The 18,830-nt window shown below is 67.1% G+C and carries 19 protein-coding genes; 9 read left to right on the top strand and 10 right to left on the bottom strand.

What is annotated here, in order from left to right:
- Positions 1-23: 23 nt before the first annotated feature.
- Positions 24-887 (bottom strand): hypothetical protein, encoded by an 864-nt coding sequence (locus tag GJ698_RS12735; RefSeq protein ID WP_154358000.1) that lies wholly within the window; start codon positions 885-887, stop codon positions 24-26.
- 151 nt (positions 888-1,038) lie between these two features.
- Here GJ698_RS12735 and GJ698_RS12730 point away from each other — a divergent pair, with 151 nt between their 5' ends.
- On the top strand, positions 1,039-1,512 hold the full coding sequence (locus tag GJ698_RS12730) for an FKBP-type peptidyl-prolyl cis-trans isomerase (RefSeq protein WP_154357999.1): 474 nt from the start codon (positions 1,039-1,041) through the stop codon (positions 1,510-1,512).
- Here GJ698_RS12730 and map read toward each other — a convergent pair.
- Entirely contained in the window at positions 1,509-2,273 is a 765-nt protein-coding gene (gene map / locus GJ698_RS12725) for a type I methionyl aminopeptidase (protein ID WP_154357998.1), read from the bottom strand. The two genes, GJ698_RS12730 and map, sit on opposite strands and share 4 nt — an antisense overlap.
- Positions 2,270-2,482: a ParD-like family protein gene (locus tag GJ698_RS12720; protein WP_154357997.1), complete on the bottom strand. Its 213-nt coding sequence runs from the start codon at positions 2,480-2,482 to the stop codon at positions 2,270-2,272. The genes map and GJ698_RS12720 overlap by 4 nt, the downstream gene beginning before the upstream one ends.
- Positions 2,483-2,628: 146 nt before the next feature.
- On the opposite strand from GJ698_RS12720, the gene GJ698_RS12715 reads away from it, so the two are divergent.
- Positions 2,629-5,631, top strand: coding sequence for a sensor histidine kinase (locus GJ698_RS12715; protein ID WP_154357996.1), 3,003 nt, complete (start codon positions 2,629-2,631; stop codon positions 5,629-5,631).
- Here GJ698_RS12715 and GJ698_RS12710 read toward each other — a convergent pair.
- Together GJ698_RS12710 and GJ698_RS12705 are read right to left on the bottom strand one after the other, a co-directional pair.
- Positions 5,586-6,026, bottom strand: a complete 441-nt coding sequence (locus GJ698_RS12710) for a nuclear transport factor 2 family protein (RefSeq protein WP_154357995.1) — start codon at positions 6,024-6,026, stop codon at positions 5,586-5,588. The genes GJ698_RS12715 and GJ698_RS12710 overlap by 46 nt on opposite strands.
- 102 nt (positions 6,027-6,128) lie before the next feature.
- Positions 6,129-6,782 (bottom strand): response regulator transcription factor, encoded by a 654-nt coding sequence (locus GJ698_RS12705; RefSeq protein WP_208023816.1) that lies wholly within the window; start codon positions 6,780-6,782, stop codon positions 6,129-6,131.
- 173 nt (positions 6,783-6,955) lie between these two features.
- On the opposite strand from GJ698_RS12705, the gene GJ698_RS12700 reads away from it, so the two are divergent.
- Complete coding sequence (locus GJ698_RS12700; protein WP_208023815.1) at positions 6,956-7,438, top strand: alpha/beta hydrolase; 483 nt, start codon at positions 6,956-6,958, stop codon at positions 7,436-7,438.
- On the opposite strand, the gene GJ698_RS12695 is transcribed toward GJ698_RS12700, so the two are convergent.
- Positions 7,427-8,359: a LysR family transcriptional regulator gene (locus GJ698_RS12695; protein ID WP_154357994.1), complete on the bottom strand. Its 933-nt coding sequence runs from the start codon at positions 8,357-8,359 to the stop codon at positions 7,427-7,429. The two genes, GJ698_RS12700 and GJ698_RS12695, sit on opposite strands and share 12 nt — an antisense overlap.
- A 129-nt stretch (positions 8,360-8,488) precedes the next feature.
- Between GJ698_RS12695 and GJ698_RS12690 the strand changes: the two genes are divergently transcribed.
- The 5 genes from GJ698_RS12690 to GJ698_RS12670 all read left to right on the top strand — a co-directional run bounded on the left by GJ698_RS12690 (position 8,489) and on the right by GJ698_RS12670 (position 13,877).
- Complete coding sequence (locus tag GJ698_RS12690; protein WP_229259965.1) at positions 8,489-9,238, top strand: SDR family oxidoreductase; 750 nt, start codon at positions 8,489-8,491, stop codon at positions 9,236-9,238.
- 3 nt (positions 9,239-9,241) lie between these two features.
- Positions 9,242-10,531, top strand: coding sequence for an epoxide hydrolase family protein (locus GJ698_RS12685; RefSeq protein ID WP_154357992.1), 1,290 nt, complete (start codon positions 9,242-9,244; stop codon positions 10,529-10,531).
- A gap of 15 nt (positions 10,532-10,546) precedes the next feature.
- Entirely contained in the window at positions 10,547-11,779 is a 1,233-nt protein-coding gene (locus GJ698_RS12680) for an epoxide hydrolase family protein (protein WP_154357991.1), read from the top strand.
- Positions 11,780-11,789: 10 nt separating this feature from the next.
- Positions 11,790-12,803, top strand: a complete 1,014-nt coding sequence (locus tag GJ698_RS12675; protein WP_154357990.1) for a zinc-binding dehydrogenase — start codon at positions 11,790-11,792, stop codon at positions 12,801-12,803.
- 105 nt (positions 12,804-12,908) lie between these two features.
- Positions 12,909-13,877 (top strand): SLAC1 anion channel family protein, encoded by a 969-nt coding sequence (locus tag GJ698_RS12670; protein ID WP_154357989.1) that lies wholly within the window; start codon positions 12,909-12,911, stop codon positions 13,875-13,877.
- Here GJ698_RS12670 and GJ698_RS12665 read toward each other — a convergent pair.
- A complete protein-coding gene (locus tag GJ698_RS12665; RefSeq protein WP_154357988.1) occupies positions 13,849-14,541 on the bottom strand; it encodes a helix-turn-helix transcriptional regulator in 693 nt (230 codons plus the stop codon). The two genes, GJ698_RS12670 and GJ698_RS12665, sit on opposite strands and share 29 nt — an antisense overlap.
- 78 nt (positions 14,542-14,619) lie before the next feature.
- On the opposite strand from GJ698_RS12665, the gene GJ698_RS12660 reads away from it, so the two are divergent.
- Positions 14,620-15,030, top strand: coding sequence for a VOC family protein (locus GJ698_RS12660; protein WP_154357987.1), 411 nt, complete (start codon positions 14,620-14,622; stop codon positions 15,028-15,030).
- On the opposite strand, the gene GJ698_RS12655 is transcribed toward GJ698_RS12660, so the two are convergent.
- The 3 genes from GJ698_RS12655 to GJ698_RS12645 all read right to left on the bottom strand — a co-directional run.
- Positions 15,027-15,707 carry a Fe2+-dependent dioxygenase gene (locus GJ698_RS12655; protein ID WP_154357986.1) on the bottom strand — a complete coding sequence of 227 codons (681 nt, stop codon included), beginning with the start codon at positions 15,705-15,707 and terminating at the stop codon, positions 15,027-15,029. The genes GJ698_RS12660 and GJ698_RS12655 overlap by 4 nt on opposite strands.
- 77 nt (positions 15,708-15,784) lie before the next feature.
- Positions 15,785-18,106, bottom strand: a complete 2,322-nt coding sequence (locus tag GJ698_RS12650) for a catecholate siderophore receptor Fiu (protein WP_154357985.1) — start codon at positions 18,104-18,106, stop codon at positions 15,785-15,787.
- A gap of 249 nt (positions 18,107-18,355) precedes the next feature.
- Positions 18,356-18,830 (bottom strand): Hpt domain-containing protein (locus GJ698_RS12645; protein WP_166454856.1); only part of this gene is annotated, 475 nt, incomplete at its 5' end.

Here is an 18,830-nt window from a genome sequence, read left to right as displayed (position 1 = left end):
TCTCGCTCAGGTTGAAAAAAGGGTCAGTCGCCGGCCAGCCAGCGCGTGGCGTTGACGGCATAGCGCTGGATGTCGCGCAGCGCCGCCGGATTGGTGCGCATGCCGTCGCCCGGCGCTTCGCTGACGAAGCCGGGACAGCCGGTGCCGGTGTCCCAGTTGTAGTCGGCGAAATGATGGAAGGAGCTGTGCGCCAGCGCCCGGCCGCGCGCGGCGCTGCATTCGAACGCGACGATCAGGTTGAAGCGCGCCGCGCTGGCCTGGCTGTGGCCGCAGGCGATCACGCGCGCCGGCTCGCCGGGCGGCGCGCTGACCGCGCCTTCATGCGGATGCGCCGGGAAAAAGCGGATCGCGCCGGTGGCCGAGGCGGGATCGGCCAGCACCGGATGTACCGCGCCGCTGACCGTCAGCTGCTGGTAGTCGCCGTTGCGGCCGGAATGGTAGTTGGGCCACTGGATGTAGGGCGTGCCGCGATCGTCGTTGACGTGGCGGCTGCGGTCGCTTTCCTGGTTACGGGTATGAAAATGGTGCGCGGCGCCGATGCCGGCCAGCCCGCAGACCGAGGAGCCGAGGTCCATGTGGTCGCGCGCCACCAGCAGGCCGCCGCCGCGCTGGCGGAAGCGCTCGATGGCCTGGCATTCCGCGGCGTGCAGGCCGGCGCCGGTGTCCACCGCCATCAGCCACAGCACGTCGATATCGCTGCTGTCCAGGCGCGCCAGCAGGCTGTCCGGGCCGTCGCCGGGATCGCGGTCGCGCGCCAGCACGTCGAAGCCGGCCGCCAGCAATTCGCTGAGGCGGCTGAAGCGGGCAATCGCCCAATCGTTGTCGGTGGTGGGAATGGTGGTCTGGAGCAGAACCTTGCGGCGCGGTGGTCGTGTCTTGCTTGTCATGAGTGCGCCCGATTCGTTGCTTGTTGGACCATTATAGAATCGGCTTACCGGATGAAAGAGACAAGAAACCCTCGCTTCCGGCCATCATTTTTTGGCTGCGTGGTGTATGCTGCGGCGGCATCACGCACCGATAACCAACACGAAAGAACACATGAACAAGCTGCTCTCCTCCTGCGCCCTCGGATTGACCCTGACCCTGACGCTGGCCCTGGCCGGCTGCGACCGCGCCAAGGCGCCGGAAGCTTCGGCGCCGCAAGCGTCCGCGCCGGCGACGGATACGCCCGCGGTGGCGTTCCAGAAGATTGATACCGTGGTCGGCGCCGGCAAGGAAGCGGTGGCCGGCACCACGGCGGTGGTCAACTACACCGGCTGGCTGTACCAGCCGGCCGCGCCGTCGCAGCATGGCGCGCAGTTCGACTCCTCGATCGGCCGCGAGCCGTTCAGCTTCGCGCTGGGCGCCGGCCAGGTCATCAAGGGCTGGGACGATGGTGTGCAGGGCATGAAAGTGGGCGGCAAGCGCACGCTGATCGTGCCGGCCAGCCTGGGCTATGGCGAAGGCGGCGCCGGTCCGATTCCGCCGAACGCCACGTTGATCTTCGACGTCGAGCTGCTCGACGTCCGTTAAGCGATTGTCTCGTCGGGCCGCAGGGTCAGCACCTGCACGCCGTTGCGGGTGACCGCCACCGTGTGCTCGAACTGGGCCGACAGCTGGCCGTCCGAGGTGACGACGGTCCAGCCGTCTGCCTCGGTGTGCACCTTGCGCTCGCCCTGGTTGAGCATCGGTTCGATGGTGAACACCATGCCTTCGCGCAGGATCAGGCCGGTTTTCGGCCGGCCCCAGTGCAGCACCTGCGGCGCCTCGTGCATCTCGCGGCCGATGCCGTGGCCGCAGTATTCCCGCACCACCGCATAGCCGTTGCGCTGCGCGTGGCGCTGGATCGCATAGCCGACGTCGCCCAGCTGGGCGCCCGGCCGCACCGCCCGGATGCCCTTCCATAACGCCTCGTACGTCACCTGCACCAGTCGCCGCGCCTCAGGCGACACGGCGCCGACCAGGTAAGTCTTGCTGGAGTCGGCGATGTAGCCGTTCTTTTCCAGCGTGATGTCGAAGTTGACGATATCGCCGTCCTGCAGGATCTCGTCCGCCGACGGCACGCCGTGGCACACCACGCTGTTGCGCGACGCATTCAGGGCGTAGGCGTAGCCGTACTGGCCCTTGCTGGCCGGACGCGATTGCAGGTCGTTGACGATGAAGCTGTCGACCAGGTCGTTGACCTGCATGGTCGACATGCCGATCAGCTGCAGCTGGTCGAGCCGGCCGAAGACGCTGGCCAGCAGCCGGCCCGCCTCCGCCATCAGCGCCAGTTCTTCCGGCCGCTTGGTCATACCGACACCGTCCTCAGCGTTTGCGCATCGACACCGGCGGCGCGCAGCTCGCGTCCGAGGATGTCGTTGAAACTCTGCGTCGGATTCATTTCGCACAGCATGCCGATCTTGATCCAGAACGCCGCCTGCGCGTTGATCGAACGGCAGCCCACCGCGCTGGCCTTGCGCAGCTGGTCGTGTAATTCGTCGTCGATGTTGACAATGCCCATTTGTATCTCCATATATGAAACGTATGCGAAGTATATAGTCGGCCATATGCGCTGCGCAAGCGCTATCCGATGTAAATCCGTATAAATTGCATAACAATAGTCAGCGGCAAGGCGCTAGAATAGCGGGTTCCCTTTCAGGTTTCCGCATGACTTTCCGAGCCACGCTACGCACCTTGCGCCTCATTCTGCCGGCCGCGCTGATCTTCAGCGCCAGCGCGGCCGAACCGCCGCCACGTCCCTACTGGCACAGCTCGATGGTGCACAAGGCGTGGACCAAGCAGGAGGGCGCGCCGACGGCGGTGTTCGGCATCACGCAGGACCAACGCGGCATGCTGTGGTTTGCCGCCAATGACGGCGTCTACCGCTTCGACGGCGCCCGCTTCGAGCGCCTGACCGCCATCGATGGCAACAAGCTGCGCTCGTCGAACACCAATGCGATTCTGGCGGTCGGCTCGGCGCTGTGGGTCGGCTACAGCTTTGGCGGCGTCAGCGTGTTCGACCATGGCCAGGCGCACCACTACGGCGTCGAGCAAGGCCTGCCGGTGCGGACCATCTACCAAGTGGTGCGCAGCGGCGACGGCACCATGTGGTGCTCCACCGCCGATGGCCTGTATTGGCTGGATGGCGCGCACTGGCGCTACGTCGAAGCGGCCGACGGCCTGGTTCCCGGCAATGTCCATTACTTCACCGCCCTGCCCGATGGCAGCATCCTGGCCGACCATCCGACCGGGGTGTATCGCAACACGCCGGGCAGCCACCGCTTCCGCAAGGTGGCCGGCGGCCAAGGCATCGAAATCCATACCCTGCTGTCCAACGGCGACGTGCTGCTGGTTAACCAGGCGCGCCAGTTCTTCCGGTATGCCGCGCTCACCGGCGCCAGCGCGCCCTTGCAGTTCCCGCCGGACGTGCCGCCGCTCGATCCCTTCCTCGACGCGCGCGGCGCGATTTGGGTCAACAACGACGCCGGCCTGACGCTGCTGGGGCCGGACATGCGGCCGCTGCGCACCTTTGCCGGCCTGAATAACCTCAGCGGCAAGCAGGTCTACAACACGCTGGACGACCGCGAAGGCAATCTGTGGCTGACCACCGAGAACGGCGTCGACCGCATCCGCGAATCGCGCCTGACCGCCGTGCCGCTGCCGACGCGCATGTTCCGCGCCATGTCGGTCCAGCCCGATCCGGACGGTACCGTCTGGATCAGCAACCACAAGACCGATGGCGATTACGATGTGGCGACCTTCGGCCTGCGGCCGGACGGCAGCCGGATCGAGACGCCGCTCAGCAACATGACCGCCAGCATGCTGGCGCCGGACGGCAGCCTGTGGTTCGGCAATGGCCAGATGCTGTGGCAGCGCGAACATGGCGCATGGCGCCAGTGGCCGCTGCCGCCGAACCTGCAGGGCAGCGACGTGCAGTACATGGCGGTCGATCGCAGCGGCCGCATGTGGCTGTCGATGGTGCGCAACGGCGCCTACGTGTTCCGCGACGGCGCATGGCAGGCCGGCGGCGGCATCGCCGCGCTGACCAAGCTGACGCCGGTGTCGCTGCATGCCGATCCGCAGGGCCGCGTCTGGTTCGGCTACACCTCGAACCGGCTGGCGGTGCTGGACGGCGCAGCCTTGCGCCAGTATGGCGCCGCCGATGGCCTGGATGTGGGCAACGTCGCCGCCATCCTCAGCTATCGCGGCCAGCTGCTGGTCAGCGGCGACCAGGGCGTGGCCTTGCTGGACGGCCAGCGCTTCGTGCCGCTGCACGATGCCGACGGCCAGGCGCTGCGCGGCGCTTCCGCCATGGTCGTCACCCGCAAGGGCGAGCTGTGGCTGCATGGCGCCGACGGCCTGACGCGGGTGGCCGCCGCCGACCTGGCGTCCGGCCTGGCCAGCCGCCGGCTGCGCGTCGACCATTTCGATAATCTGGATGGCTACCGGGGCCAGCCGTCGCAGGTGCGGCCGCTGGCGGTGCTGAGCGAGGCCGCCGACGGCCGCATGTGGTACGCCACCTCCGCCAGCGTCGGCTGGATCGATCCGGCCAACATCGCGCACAACCCGCAGGCGCCGACGGCGCAGGTGACCACGCTGCGCACCGACCAGCGCCAGTACGACGCCCGCGCCGACCTGGTGCTGCCGCAGCATTCGAGCAACCTGGAGATCGAGTTCACCGCCGCCATCCTCAGCATTCCCGAGCGGGTGCGGTTCCGTTACCGGCTGATCGGCCAGGAACAGGCGTGGCGCGACGCCGGCGCCCGCCGCGCGGCGTTCTACACCAACCTGGGACCGGGCAGCTACCGTTTCGAAGTGCTGGCCGCCAACGAGGACGGCGTCTGGAGCGCGACGCCGGCCACGCTGGAATTCAGCATCGAGCCGGCCTTCATGCAGACCGTGTGGTTCAAGCTGCTGTGCGGCGTGCTGGCGCTGGCGCTGGCCGGCGGTCTGTACTGGTGGCGTCTTGCCCTGGTGACGGCGCGCATCGGCGAGCGCCTGCGTGAGCGCTTGCGCGAACGCGAACGCATCGCCCGCGCGCTGCACGACAATTTCCTGCAAAGCGTGCAGGCGCTGATGATGCAGTTCAATCTGATCAAGCACGGCCTGCCGCCGGACGACCCGGTGCAAGCCCAGATCGACGCCGCGCTCGACACCGCCGACCAGGTGCTGGGCGAGGGCCGCGAGCAGGTGCTGTCGCTGCGTCTCAACCATGAATTGAGCGGCGACCTGGAAGCGGCGCTGTCCGGCCTCGGGCATATTCTGGCGGCGCGCCACGGCGCCAGCTTCGTACTGACGGTGAAAGGCACGCCGAAGCCCTTGCGCGCGGCGGCGGCGGCGGAAGCCTACGCCATCGGCCGCGAGGCGCTGCTGAACGCCTTCCGCCACGCCTGCAGCGACGAGGTGACGGTCGAACTGCGCCACGCCAGCGCGCAGTTTTCGCTGCAGGTGCGCGACTGTGGGCGCGGTATGGCCGCCGAGGTGTATGAGCGCGGCCATCGGCCGGGCCACTTCGGCCTGACCGGCATGCGCGAGCGCGCGCACGATGTCGGCGGCGCGCTGGAGATCCGCAGCGTGGCCGGCCAGGGCACCACCGTCACGCTGCGGCTGCCGGCGCGGCGCGCCTACGCGCGCAAGGCCGCCGACAAGTTGCCGAGTATGCCCAACTGAGCAAACAGCACGGTGGCGGCGGTGTAGCAGTCGAAGGACAGCACCTTGCCGTCCTTGAGACGGAACACATCGCAGCATGGCGCATGGATGGTCTGCAAGGTCGGCTCGACGGTGCCGGCCGGCAGCACCAGCGGGCCCTTGTGGGTGCCGTTCAGCGATAGCTGCACCACCACCACATCGTTCATCACGATCACCTCTTCCAGCGCGCGGTGCATGTCGGGGAAGGCGGTGGCGTAGATGTCGACGGTCTTGCCGATATCGGCGCCGAAATATTTCTGGCCGGCTGAGACATCGTAGAAATAGCCGCCCGCTGCAAACAGCTCGGTAAAGCCGGCGCTGTCCTGCACTTCGGCGCGGCGATACAGTTCACGGATGATGGTTTCGTTTTCCGACATGGCGCTTCCTCACTTGGTTGATAACGTGAGGCAGTCTGGCCTGCCGGCGGCGCGCTGTCATCGGACGAAGGTCGCATCACCATCCAGCACCATGGATAAACGCTACAGGTCGATGAAGCCGCGCTGCGCCGCCAGCGTCACCGCGTGCGTGCGGTCGGAGGCGCCGAGCTTCATCAGCAAGGTGCTCATGTGGGCCTTGACGGTGGCTTCGCTGATGATCAGCGCCGAGGCGATCTCGCGGTTGGACTTGCCGGACGACGCCAGCTTCAATACGTCCAGCTCGCGCAGCGACGGCCCGCTGCCGGTGTACTGCGACGAGATCGACTGGCGCACCGTCTGCGGCAGGATGTGCCAGCCCTCGTGCACTTCGCGCACGGTGGCGGCCAGTTCGGCGCCGGGGACGTTTTTCATCAGGTAACTTTGCGCGCCAGCCTTCAGCGCGGCGGCGATGCGGGCGTCGCCGCAGTAGGTAGACAGCACGATCAGGCGCGCGTCCGGATGGCGGCCGCGGATCGCGCTGATCGCTTCCAGGCCGTCCATGCGCGGCATCTGCACATCGATCAGCGCCACGTCGGGCCGGGTGCGGTCGTAGAGTTCGACCGCTTCCTCGCCATCGGCGGCCTCGGCCACGATATCGACCTGCGCATGCGCGCGCAGCGTGGCGGCTATGCCGGCGCGCATCATCGGATGATCGTCCGCGATCAGGACGCGTATCGACGAAATCCCCATCCTGCCCAAGGTCATGTGCTGCCCCATGCTGCCTCCCGTAGTGTGCAGCAATTGATTGTAGCGGCGATTCGCTTGCGCGAACTCTGCCATATAGGGGGCGTCGGCGATTATCCGCAGTCGACCTGCGCGGCATGGGCGGTTCCGACAAGCCGGCCGGCGGCTAGGACAAGAAAACCCTGGCGGCCGACATCCACGCGCTGGTGCAACAGCTGGGCTATGACAAGGTCGACATCGTCGGCCACGACATCGGCTCGATGGTGGCCTTCAGCTTTGCCGCCAACTATCCGCAGGCCACGCGCCGGCTGGTGATGGTGGACGTGGCGCATCCGGACGCGGCGCTGGCCAAGTGGCCGCTGCTGCCGGAAGATCTGCTGGAAGGCCGCATCGGCCTGGAACAGGCCTGGATGTTCCGCTACCTGATGCAGGACGAGAGCAAGCTCGATGCGCTCGACCGCGCCGTCTACCGCCACGCCTACACCAGCCGCGACACCATCCGCGCCGGCGACGCCTGGTATCAGGCCTTCCCGCAGGACATTCTCGACGACGGCACGTATGCGCCGCTGGAGATGCCGGTGCTGGCGGTCGGCGGTCCCGGCTATGGCTGGCTGAAAAGCACGCTGGCGGCCAAGAGCAGCAATCACCGCGTGGTCAAGATCGCCGACAGCAGCTGCTCAGGTATCTGAGCGAATTCCTCGACTGACGCGCGCGTCCACCGCCGCAAACACCTGCACCGCCCAGTCGACAAACACGCGCACCTTGGCGTTCAGGTGGCGGTTGGGCGGATACAGGATGTGCAGCGGATGGCGCGGCGGCTGCCAGTCCTCCAGGATGCGCACCAGCTCGCCGCGCGCCACCTGCTCGCGCACGAACCACGCAAAGGTCTGGCCGATGCCCAGACCCGCGCCCAAGGCCGTCAGATGGGCCGTGCTTTCGTTGACCGCCACCGCCGCATGCGCGCTGACCTCCAGCGTCTCATCGCCCTGCGCGAACCGCAGCGGAAACACCTTGCCGGTCAGCGAAGAAAAGTAGCCGACCACGCGGTGCTGCTGTTCCAGGTCGCGCGGATGCGCCGGCCGCCCGTACTGCTCCAGGTAGGACGCATGGCAGCAGGTGATGAAATCCATCTCGCACAGCTTGCGCGCGATCAGCGTGGTGTCGGCCAGCGCGCCGCCGCGGATCACGCAGTCGATGCCTTCGCTCACCAGGTCGGTGGGCCGGTCGCTGACGCCCAGCCGCAGTTCGATATCGGGATAGGCGGCCTGGAACGCCGGCAGCGCCGGCAGCAGGATCTGGTTGGCCAGGATCGATCCCACGTCCACCCGCAGCCGTCCGCGCGGTTGCGCGCGCGTCTGGCGCGCCGCCGCATCCATTTCCTCCAGGTCGGCGATCAGGCGCCGCGCCCGTTCGTAGTATTGCGCGCCTTCCGGCGTGACGGTGATCGAGCGCGTGGTGCGGTGGATCAGCTTGGCGCCGAGATGCTGTTCCAGATCCTGGATCAGCTTGCTGGCGGTGGAGCGCGGCAAGGCCAGCTGGTCGGCCGCCTTGCCGAAGGTGCCGGCTTCGGCGATGCGTACAAACATGCGTAAGGCTAACAAGTGATCCATGGCGCTCCCGTCAGAAGATGCGATTGTACATCTACATGGATAGTGATTCCACTATCGGCCAATTTACACAGTTGGATGGACAAAATACACTGGATTCCATCAACTAACCCAACATCAAGGAGTCGGATCATGAGCAAGCTTCAAGGCAAAATAGCGGTCGTCACCGGTGGCACCAGCGGCATCGGCCTGGCCACGGCCCAGCTGTTCGCAGCGGAAGGCGCGCGCGTCTTCATCACTGGCCGCCGTCAGGCCGAGCTGGACAAAGCCGCCGCCGGCATCCCGAACGCCACCGGCATCCAGGCCGATTCCTCCAGCAGCGCCGACCTCAAGCGCCTGTTCGACACCATCAGGGAACAGGCCGGCCGCATCGACGTGCTGTACGTGAACGCCGGCGGCGGCTCGATGGCGCCGCTGGGCGCGATCAGCGAAGAACACATCGCCGACGCCTTCGACCGCAACGTCAAGGGCCTGATCTTCACCGTGCAGAACGCCCTGCCGCTGCTGGGCAAGGGCGCCTCGGTGGTGCTGACCAGCTCCACCGCCGGCATCGTCGGCACCCCGGCCTTCAGCGTCTACAGCGCCAGCAAGGCCGCCGTGCGCAACCTGGCGCGCAGCTGGATCCTGGACCTGAAGGACCGCGCGATCCGCATCAACGTGGTCAGCCCTGGCCCGATCCGCACGCCGGGCCTGGTGGAACTGGCCGGCCCGGACGCCGCCGCCCAGCAAGGCCTGCTGGATATGCTGGCCGCCCAGGTGCCGCTGGGCCGCGTCGGCGAGCCGGAGGAAATCGCCAAGGCGGTGCTGTTCCTGGCCTCCGACGACGCCAGCTTCGTCAACGGCGCCGAGCTGTTTGTCGACGGCGGCCTGGCGCAGGTGTAAGCCATGGACCAGTTCCCGATGCCGGATTCCTCGCGCCGCGCCGCCCTGCGCGGCATTGCCGCCGCCGCTGCGGCGGGCGGCCTGGCCAGCGTGCTGCCGGCGAGCGCCGAAGCGCGTATCGACGTCAGCAAGATCGCCTTCGAGCGCCCCGCCGCGCGCGCCGGCGTCCATCCCTTCAAGGTCGCCGTGCCGCAGGCGGCGCTGGACGACCTCAAGCTGCGCCTGTCGCTGGTGCGCTGGCCCGAACAGGAAACGGTGACGGACTGGTCGCAAGGTTTGCCGCTGCAACGCCTGCAATCGCTGGTGGAGTACTGGCGGCACGGCTACAACTGGCGCCGCGCGGAAGCGGCGCTGAACGCGCTGCCGCAGTTCAAGACCAATATCGACGGCCTCGACATCCATTTCCTGCACGTGCGCTCGCAACACGCGAACGCGCTGCCGCTCGTGCTGACGCACGGCTGGCCCGGCTCGATCTTCGAATTCCTGAAAGTGATCGGCCCGCTGGTCGATCCGACCGCGCACGGCGGCAAGGCGGAAGACGCCTTTCACGTGGTGATTCCGTCGCTGCCCGGCTATGGCTTCTCCGGCAAGCCGGAGGTGGGCGGCTGGGGCCTGCCGCGCATCGCCCGCGCCTGGAGCGTGCTGATGGAACGCCTGGGCTACACGAAATGGGTGGCGCAAGGCGGCGACTGGGGCGCCGGCGTCACCACCTGGCTGGCCAAGCAGCATGCGCAAGGCCTGGCGGCGGTGCACCTGAACCTGCCGATCCTGTTCCCGCCGCCGCTGGACGGCGCGCCGGATGCGCAGGAACAGGCCACCATCGCGCAGCTGGTGGCGTTTGATGGCGCCAAGTCCGGCTACGCCAAGCTGCAGGGCACGCGGCCGCAGACCATCGGCTACGCGCTGGCCGATTCGCCGGTGGCGCAGGCCGCGTGGATCTACGAAAAGCTGGGCGAATGGAGCGACAGCGGCAATGATCCGGAATCGGTGCTGACGCGCGACGAGATTCTCGACAACATTTCGCTGTACTGGCTGACCGACAGCGGCGCCTCGTCGGCGCGCCTGTACGCGGAAAGCTTCAGCACCGATTTTTCGACGCAGAAGCTGGACCTGCCGGTGGCGGTCAGCCTGTTCCCCGGCGAGCTGTACCAGCCGCCGCGCAAGTGGGGCGAGCGCGTGTATTCCAGGCTGTATTACTGGAACCAGGCCGCGCGCGGCGGCCACTTCGCCGCCTTCGAGCAGCCGACGCTGTTCACGGCCGAGCTGCGCCGCGCCTTCGCCACCATCCGTTGATCGCAGGAGAACCTTATGCAAGCATCACAGATTCAACCGGGGCGCCGCGCCCTGCTGACCGGCAAGCTGCCGGCCCATCCGGCGCAGCCAGGCCTGGCGCTGCCGCCAGCCACCAGCGCCGTCACGCCGTTCCATGTCGAAGTGCCGCAGGCGCTGCTGGACGACTTGCGCCAGCGGCTGGCGCTGACCCGCTGGCCGGATCGCGAAACCGGTCCCGGCTGGTCTCAGGGCGTGCCGCTCAAGCGCATGCAGGATGTGGCGCGCTACTGGCAGCAGAGCTACGACTGGCGCCGGGCCGAAGCCAAGCTGAACGCCTTCCCGCAGTTCCGCACCGAGATCGATGGCCTCGGCATCCACTTCCTGCACGTGCGCTCCAAGCATGAGAACGCGCTGCCGCTGATCCTGACGCACGGCTGGCCCGGTTCGGTGTTTGAATTCCTGAAAGTGATTGGCCCGCTGGTCGACCCCACCGCGCACGGCGGCAAGGCCGAAGACGCCTTCCACGTGGTGGTGCCATCGCTGCCCGGCTTCGGCTTTTCCGACAAGCCGCGCGAAAAGGGCTGGAACGTGGTGCGCATCGCCAAGGCCTGGGGCACGTTGATGGCGCGCCTAGGCTATACGAAATGGGTGGCGCAGGGCGGCGACTGGGGTGCCGGCGTGACCACCGCGCTGGGCCACGTCAAGCCGCAGGGCCTGGCCGGCATCCACCTGAACTGGCAGTTCGTGTTCCCGGAAAAAATGCCGGCCACGCTGTCGGCCGACGAGCAGCGCGCGGTGGACGGCGTGGGCCGTTTCCTCAGCGGCGAATACGGCTACTTCAACGAGCAGTCGACGCGGCCGCAGACGGTTGGCGAAGTGCTGAGTTCAACACCGGTCGGCCAGGCCGCCTGGATCTACGAGAAATTCCAGGCCTGGAGCGACAACGGCGGCGACGTCGAACGCGTGTTGACGCGCGACGAGCTGCTGGACGATATTTCGCTGTACTGGCTGACCAACACGTCGGCGTCGTCGGCCCGCATCTACTGGGAAAATTCGCCGTCGAGTTTTTCCGGCGGCCGGCTGGATCTGCCGGTGGCGGTGACGGTGTTCCCGAAAGAGATTTACCGTGCGCCGCGCTCATGGGGCGAGGCCACTTATCCCCAGCTGATCTACTGGAACGAGGTGGATCGCGGCGGCCACTTCGCTGCCTTCGAGCAGCCGGCGCTGTTTGCCGCCGAGCTGCGCGCCGGCTTCGCCAAACTCCGGTAAAGGAAGCGCCATGCGCAGCATCATCTACCACCAGTACGGCGAACCGGCCGACGTCCTGCAACTGACCGAAGCGCCGGAACTGCCGCCGCCGGGCGTTGGCGAAGTGCTGATCCGCGTGCTCAGCCGGCCCGTGCATCCGGGCGATTTGCTCGGCATTCGCGGCCGCTACCGCGCGCCGGGCAACACCGCACCGGTGGGACCGGACGGCGCGCGCCCCGGCTTCGAAGGCATGGGCGTGATCGAAGCGGTCGGCGCCGGCGTCGATCCGGTGCTTGGCCTGACGCCGGGCACGCGGGTGGCCTTCTTTCCGGCGCGCTGGGCCTGGAGCGACAAGGTGCTGGCGCCGGTGCGCGTGGTGACCCGCATCCCGGACGACATTTCCGATGCGGCGGCGGCCCAGCTGCACGTGGCGCCGCTGACGGCGGCCCTGCTACTGCGGGCGGTGCAGGCGGCCGGCGCGCAGGCCGGCGACGTGGTGGCGCTCAGCGCCGCTGGCGGACTGGTGGCGCGACTCGCTGCCACGCTGCTGCTGGCGCACGGCTATGTACCGCTGGGCGTGGTGCGTTCGGAAGATGCGATCCGCATCCTGTCGGCGCAGCTGCCGGGCGTACAGTTCGTCAGCACCCAGCATCGCGACTGGAGCCGGCGCGTCTACGCCATGACGCAGGGGCGCGGCGTGCGGGTGGCGCTCGATCCGGTCGGCGGCGAAGTGGCCAGCATGTTGACGGCGATGCTGGCGGACGGTGGCGCGCTGGTGTCGTACGGCGATCTGTCGGGCGAGGCGCTGACCGTGCCGGCGCTGGCGTTTTCGACGCGCGGCATCACCATCCACGGCGTCTCGGTCGGCCGCTGGCCGTCGCTGCCGGATGCGGTGCGCGCGGCCGACATCGACACCGCGCTGCATCTGGCGCGCAGCCAGCCAACCGCCTTCATCGCCGCCGCCGTGTACGAGCTGGCGCAAGTGGCGGACGCGGTGCGCCATGCCGAGCGGCCAGGCAAGGCTGGCTCGGTGCTACTGGGCTGATGTAGCGATTGAGACGGGAGAGCAAAAACTCTAGCCTTCGGAGCATCGTCAGCGGCGGTGGCGGGCGTGACAATGGCAACCATCCTTTTTACAGGTTGACCGATCATGCAAAACGACTCCACTCCTCTTTCCTACCTGCCGGTTGGCATCTTCGGCGGCGTCATGGGCTTGACCGGGCTGTCGGTCGCCTGGCGGCTGGCGCATCAGCATTTCGGCGCGCCGCTGTGGATCAGCCAGGCGATCGGCGTGGCGGCCGTCGCGGCGTTCGTGGCGCTGGTCGTCGCCTACGGCGTCAAGGCCTGGACCGGCCGGGATGCCGTGCGCGCCGAATTCAACCATCCCATCGCCGCCAACCTGTTCGGCACGCCGATGATCAGCCTGCTGTTGCTGCCGTTCGTGCTGGCCGACTACAGCCTGGCGCTGGCGCGCTTGTCGTGGGTGCTGCGCGCGCTTGGCATGACGGCGCTGGCGTGGCTGATCGTGCTGCGCTGGATGACGGTGCGGCAGGCGCCGACCCACGTGGCGCCGGCCTGGATCGTGCCGGTGGTCGGCATGCTGGATGTGCCGCTGGCCGTGCCGCAGCTGCAATGGCAGGGCCTGCACGAGGTGATGGTGTTCGGCCTGGCGGTCGGCCTGTTCTTCGCCGTGCCGCTGTTCACGCTGATCTTCCAGCGGCTGGCGCAGGAGGAAGCGCTGGCGCCGGCGCTGCAGCCTTCGCTGCTGATCCTGGTGGCGCCGTTCGCGGTTGGCTTCAGCGCCTATGTCACCACCACCGGCGGCATCGACCTGTTCGCGCAGGCGCTGTACATGCTGATGCTGTTCGTGCTGGCGGTGCTGCTGGGCCGCCTGCGCCACCTGCCACACTGCTCGCCGTTCCGCGTGTCGTGGTGGGCGGCCAGCTTCCCGCTGGCGGCTTCGGCTGGCGCGGCGATCCGTTATGCCGGCCACGCCGCGAATCCAGTGACCGACGGCATCGCGCTGGTGATCCTGGCCATCGCCAGCCTGACCATCGTGGTGTTCCTGGCGCAGACCCTGGGCGCCGTGTTCAAGGGCCAGCTGAAGGCGCTAGCTTAGCCAGGTAGTTGCGCAGCAAGGCGGCGCGCTGCGGCCGGAAGCTGTCGCCGCTGATCCGCACCGACAGCATGCGTTCGGCGCGGAAGATGCGGAAGTCCTTGCGCAGGCAGCAGCGCGCCAGCACCACCAGCATGCCCTCCAGGTAGACGATGGCCAGCGGCCAGATCTCGCGCTCGGTGACCTGCTGCGTCCGGTCGCGGTAGCGGATCGCCAGCGCCTGCTCGCGCCAGCAGGCTGTGCGGATCAGCTGCATGTCGGTCGCCACCGGCGGACGCGCCTCAAAGTGATGAACCTGCGAAATCGCATGCAGCAGATGCTGCTGGCTCAGCGACGGCAGCGTGGCCGCCACCTTGCCAAGCGCGCTGGCGGCGGCGGCCGCCAGTTCGGGATCGCCCATCTGCCGCACTTCCGCCAGGCCCAGCGCAATCGCTTCGATCTCGATGCGGCTGAACTTCTGCGGCGGCAGCGTGCCGTCTTCCACCAAACAATATCCATAACCGCGCTCGCCGCCGATTTCCGCCCCGGCCGCGCGCAGGCTTTCCACGTCGCGGTAGATGGAACGCAGCGACACGCCGGTTTCCCGCGCCAGCTGGCTGGCCGTGACGGGCGCCGGCAGGGTGCGCAGCGCTTGAAGCAGCTTGAACAGGCGATCGGAACGGGACATGGCAGCTGACAAAAAGTGGCAGTAGGGCTGGCTATAGTAGCACCAGCGATTTTGCTCAACCAAGAAAGGGAGTTACCCATGTCCGTCACCACCGTTACCCACATCAACCTGCGCGGCCAGGCGCGCGCGGCGCTGAATTTCTATCACGCCGTGTTCGGCGGCGAGCTGGCGCTGGTCACCTATGCGCAGGCCGGCAACGTGCAGGATCCCGCCGATGCCGAGCACGTCATCTGGGGCCAGGTGGTGGCCGCCAACGGCTTCCGCGTGATGGCGTATGACGTGCCGGCTGCCATGCCGTGGAACCAGGGCGAGAACGCCTTCTTCGTCTCGCTGCGCGGCGACGATGCGGACGAAATCACCGCGCTATGGCGCAAGCTGGCGGAAGGCGGCGCCGTTGTGCATGCGCTGGCGCCGTCGCAGTGGTCGCCGCTGTACGGCATGCTGAAGGACCGTTTCGGCGTGGTGTGGGTGGTTGACGTGGCTGCCTAGACCTCGCTCCACTGCCGCAGCAGATTATGGTAGTGGCCGGTGATGCCGACCAGTTCCGGGCAGTCGCCCAGGCGCGCGCGCAGGCTCTGGATATTCTGGTCCAGTTCCAGCAGCAGGCTGCGGCGCATGTCGTCGCGCACCATGCTCTGGGTCCAGAAGAACGAGCAGACGCGGGCGCCGCGCGTCACCGGCTCCACCCGGTGGATGCTGGTCGACGGATAGACGATGGCGTCGCCGGCCGGCAGTTTCACCTCATGTTCGCCATAGGCATCGGTGACGATCAGCTCGCCGCCGTCGTACTCTTCCGGATCGCACAGGAACACCGTGGTCGAGACATCGGTGCGCACCCAGTCGCCGCTGGCGGGAATGCGGCGCATCGCGCCGTCCACGTGTGCGCCGTAGTGCTCGCCGCCGGCGTAGCTGTTGAACAGCGGCGGAATGGTGCGCAGCGGCAGCACCGCCGAAAAGTACAGCGGGTGCTGGTTCAGCGCGGCCAGGATGGTCTGGCCCAGTTCCAGCGCCAGCGGCGCGGTTTCCGGCAACTGGCGGTTCTGCTTGACCTTGGCGCCCTGCTCGCCGACCGTGGCGCGGCCGTCGATCCATTGCGAGGCGTCGAGCCGGCGGCGCATGTCGGCCACCTGCTGCGCCGTCAGCACGCCGGGAATGTGCAGCATCATGATGAAACTCCTCGAAAGCAAAAAGCCCCGCCGTTACGCATAACGGCGGGGCTGGCAACGGAATCGGGGACCGTTGCTTAGAACTTGAAGTTGGCGGTCAGGCTGGCCGAGCGCGGTGCGCCCGGGGTATAGCGGTAGCCCGACTTGTTGATCGCTTGCACATAGTCCTTGTCGCCCAGGTTGTAGACGTTCAGGCGCAGGTCGATGTTCTTGTTGATCGGGTAGGCCGCCATGGCGTCGAACACCCAGTACGAATCAGCATAGGCCGGGGTGCCGATGGCGCCGTCGGTGCCGCGCAGCAGCTTGTCGCTGAAGCGGGCGCCGCCGCCCAGTTGCAGGCCGAACGGCAGCGTGTACGAGGTCCACAGCGTGAACGCCTGTTTAGGCGTGTAGCTCAGCTGGTTTTCGCCGTTGGCGGTCACCACCTTGCCCGATTCGACGCTGGTCGACTGGTGGGTGTAGCCGGCGCTGACCAGCCATTTCGGCAGGATCTCGCCGGTCACGCCCAGTTCGATACCTTGCACGCGTTTTTTACCGTTCTGGTAGTACACGGCCGGGTTGGTCGGATCGACTTCGATCTCGTTTTTCACTTCGGTGCGGAAGGCGGCGGCGGTGAACGACAGTTTCTGCTGCAGCAGATCCCACTTGGTGCCCACTTCATAGTTGGTGGTGGTCTGCGGATCGTAGTTCGGGTTGGCGGCGCTGTTGGCGGCGCTGCTCAGCGTGAAGGTGGTGCCGCCAGGAGGCGATTTCGAGCTGGCGACCAGGCCGTAGACGCTGCTGTCCGCGGTTGGCTTGTAGGCCACCGACAGTTTGCCGTTGAACAGGGTGTCGCCGCTCTCGATCGAGCTGCCCAGCAGCGTGCCGACCGGGATCAGCTGCGGCGCCGGCGCGGTGACCGCGGCCTGCACGGTGACCGCGTTGTAGGTGGTGTTGTAGTGGTCGACGCGCACGCCGGCGTTGATGATCCAGTCCGAACCGATCTTGGCGGTGTCGAACAGGTAGACGCTCTCGGTGTTGGTGCTGCCGTTGCCGGTGGCGCCGGTGCGGGCGTAGGTCACGTTGACCGCGGCGTTCGGGTTCGGATTGTAGATGCTGGTCGGTGGCAGCGCGGTGCCGCCGGTGGCCGCCCAGGTGTAGTTGGTCTGCTTCTCGTTGGTGAACTCGATGCCGCCGACCAGCGTGTGCTTGATGGCGCCGCTGGTGATGTCGGCGGTCAGCGTGGTCTGGTTGGCGACGATTTCGTTGACCTGATCCTTGAAGGTCATGTTGGTGCGCTTCATGGTCCAGGTCGATGGATCGCTGACGTTTGGCGTCACCAGGTTGGCGGCGGTTGCCATGAACGAGGTCAGCAGGTAGTTCTCGGTGGTCTTGCCGTAGCGGCTGGTGTTGACCAGCTTGGCGCCGCCGGCGAAGTCGTGTTCGATTTTCAGCGTGACCATGTCGGCTTTGACATCGTCGTGGTCCAGGGTGGAACCGTAGAAGTTCTTCGGATCGACCGGGCGGGCGTTGGTCAGGAATGGACGGGTGGTGTCCGGCGAGGTGTAGCCAGGCAGGCCGATGGTCAGCACGCCGCCGTCAGGGATGTTGTTCTGCTTGACGTGCAGCAGGTCCAGGTAGACACGGGTCGGGCTGTTCAGGCCGTAAGCCAGCGATGGCGCGATGGCCCAGCGCTTGTTCTTGACCACGTCGCGCGCCGGATTGCCGCTGTCCTGGTCCAGCACGTTCAGGCGGAAGGCGGTGCCGCTGTCGGCGTCGATCACGGTGTTGATGTCGGCGGTGCCGCGTTTCTGTTTGCCGCTGCCGCCGGTGACGGACGCCTGGTAGGCGTTTTCCAGCTGTGGCTGCTTGGTGACCAGGTTGATCGAGCCGGTTGGCGAGCTGCGGCCGTTGTCGGTGCCGGCCGGGCCTTTCAGCACGTCGATCTGTTCGATGTTGAAGGTGTCGCGGGCCACCGAGCCGACGTCGCGCACGCCGTCGACGTAGATGCTGCCGGAGGCGTCGAAGCCGCGCATGTAGATGGCGTCGCCGGTGTTGGTCGAGCCGTTTTCACCGAGGAAGAAGGCGCCGACGCCCGGCGTGTTGCGCAACGCTTCGGTCAGCGTGGTGGCGCCTTGCTGTTCGATCAGTTCTTTTTTGATGACGGTCAGGGTCTGGGCGGTGTCGACCAGTTTTTCCGTGTATTTAGCCGACGAAGCACGTTCGGCTTTGAAATCATTTTCGCGCGCGCCGTTGACTTGCACTTCCTGCATGGTCTGCGGCTTGGCCTGGGCGTCCGCTTCGGTCGGCACGGCGTCGGCGGCCTGGGCTGCCACCGGCAGCAGCATCGCAGCCAGCGCTGCGCTCATGTGTTGGTTAAAGCGCGTTTGCGCATGTTTGCGACTTTTGATCATTGCCATGTGCTTCTTTCGTTAAAAAAGAGAGGGCTGGCTGCGCACTGAAACTGTGTTCATGCTGCGTCTGGCTTGCCGGTCGAGAGTAAATTTAGTGGGAAATATTGTAACAATAAAATTCTGAAACGTAAATGCGAATTATTATCAATATGATTTATAGAAGTGCGGCGCAGCGTGAAAACTGTTGCGTAAACGCCTAAAAACCATGCGGCCAGGCATGGCGCCCGGGGCATGGCGGCGGACTTTCGAGGGGGATCAGGACTGCTGGCGGTCCAGCCAGGCGCGGGCCAGGGCCAGGGTTTGTTCCAGTTCGCTGCGCACGGCCTGGCAGCGGCTGTCGAACTCGTCTTCGCGCTGCTCGGCGATGGCGTCTTCGGCGGCGATGGTGGCGTCGATCAGGCGTTTGGCGCCCAGCACGCCGACGGCGCCGCGCAGGCCGTGGAACAGCCTGGCGGCGTCGCGCAGCCGCCCTTCGCGCAGCGCCACGGCGGCCTGGTCGACCGGTTCCATGCCGCTGTCGAGCGCGCCGCGCACCATCTTGAACATGGCGCTGCGGCCCTTGGCGTCCTTGCCCATCACGCGCATCAGGCCGTCCATATTGAAGATGCTGGCTTCGCCGGCGGCGGCCGGCGAGTTGACCAGCCGGGGCGGCGGCGCCAGCGGCGCGTGGTCATTGGCCAGCGGTCCGCCCATCGGCACCGCCAGCGGCGGCGCGAACACCGGCGCCGGC

This window comes from Duganella aquatilis (genome assembly GCF_009674565.1).
Taxonomy (GTDB): Bacteria; Pseudomonadota; Gammaproteobacteria; order Burkholderiales; family Burkholderiaceae_D; genus Rugamonas; species Rugamonas aquatilis.
Note: the sequence above shows the minus strand (reverse complement) of the source record. Positions and strands in the feature narration are given on the sequence as shown.

Excerpts from the sequence above, each read along its gene's own strand:
- GJ698_RS12735 (WP_154358000.1), bottom strand. The coding sequence starts at position 887 with ATGACAAGCAAGACACGACCACCGCGCCGCAAGGTTCTGCTCCAGACC.
- GJ698_RS12730 (WP_154357999.1), top strand. The coding sequence starts at position 1,039 with ATGAACAAGCTGCTCTCCTCCTGCGCCCTCGGATTGACCCTGACCCTG.
- map (WP_154357998.1), bottom strand. The coding sequence starts at position 2,273 with ATGACCAAGCGGCCGGAAGAACTGGCGCTGATGGCGGAGGCGGGCCGG.
- GJ698_RS12720 (WP_154357997.1), bottom strand. The coding sequence starts at position 2,482 with ATGGGCATTGTCAACATCGACGACGAATTACACGACCAGCTGCGCAAG.
- GJ698_RS12715 (WP_154357996.1), top strand. The coding sequence starts at position 2,629 with ATGACTTTCCGAGCCACGCTACGCACCTTGCGCCTCATTCTGCCGGCC.
- GJ698_RS12710 (WP_154357995.1), bottom strand. The coding sequence starts at position 6,026 with ATGTCGGAAAACGAAACCATCATCCGTGAACTGTATCGCCGCGCCGAA.
- GJ698_RS12705 (WP_208023816.1), bottom strand. The coding sequence starts at position 6,782 with ATGGGGCAGCACATGACCTTGGGCAGGATGGGGATTTCGTCGATACGC.
- GJ698_RS12695 (WP_154357994.1), bottom strand. The coding sequence starts at position 8,359 with ATGGATCACTTGTTAGCCTTACGCATGTTTGTACGCATCGCCGAAGCC.
- GJ698_RS12690 (WP_229259965.1), top strand. The coding sequence starts at position 8,489 with ATGAGCAAGCTTCAAGGCAAAATAGCGGTCGTCACCGGTGGCACCAGC.
- GJ698_RS12685 (WP_154357992.1), top strand. The coding sequence starts at position 9,242 with ATGGACCAGTTCCCGATGCCGGATTCCTCGCGCCGCGCCGCCCTGCGC.
- GJ698_RS12680 (WP_154357991.1), top strand. The coding sequence starts at position 10,547 with ATGCAAGCATCACAGATTCAACCGGGGCGCCGCGCCCTGCTGACCGGC.
- GJ698_RS12675 (WP_154357990.1), top strand. The coding sequence starts at position 11,790 with ATGCGCAGCATCATCTACCACCAGTACGGCGAACCGGCCGACGTCCTG.
- GJ698_RS12670 (WP_154357989.1), top strand. The coding sequence starts at position 12,909 with ATGCAAAACGACTCCACTCCTCTTTCCTACCTGCCGGTTGGCATCTTC.
- GJ698_RS12665 (WP_154357988.1), bottom strand. The coding sequence starts at position 14,541 with ATGTCCCGTTCCGATCGCCTGTTCAAGCTGCTTCAAGCGCTGCGCACC.
- GJ698_RS12660 (WP_154357987.1), top strand. The coding sequence starts at position 14,620 with ATGTCCGTCACCACCGTTACCCACATCAACCTGCGCGGCCAGGCGCGC.
- GJ698_RS12655 (WP_154357986.1), bottom strand. The coding sequence starts at position 15,707 with ATGATGCTGCACATTCCCGGCGTGCTGACGGCGCAGCAGGTGGCCGAC.
- GJ698_RS12650 (WP_154357985.1), bottom strand. The coding sequence starts at position 18,106 with ATGGCAATGATCAAAAGTCGCAAACATGCGCAAACGCGCTTTAACCAA.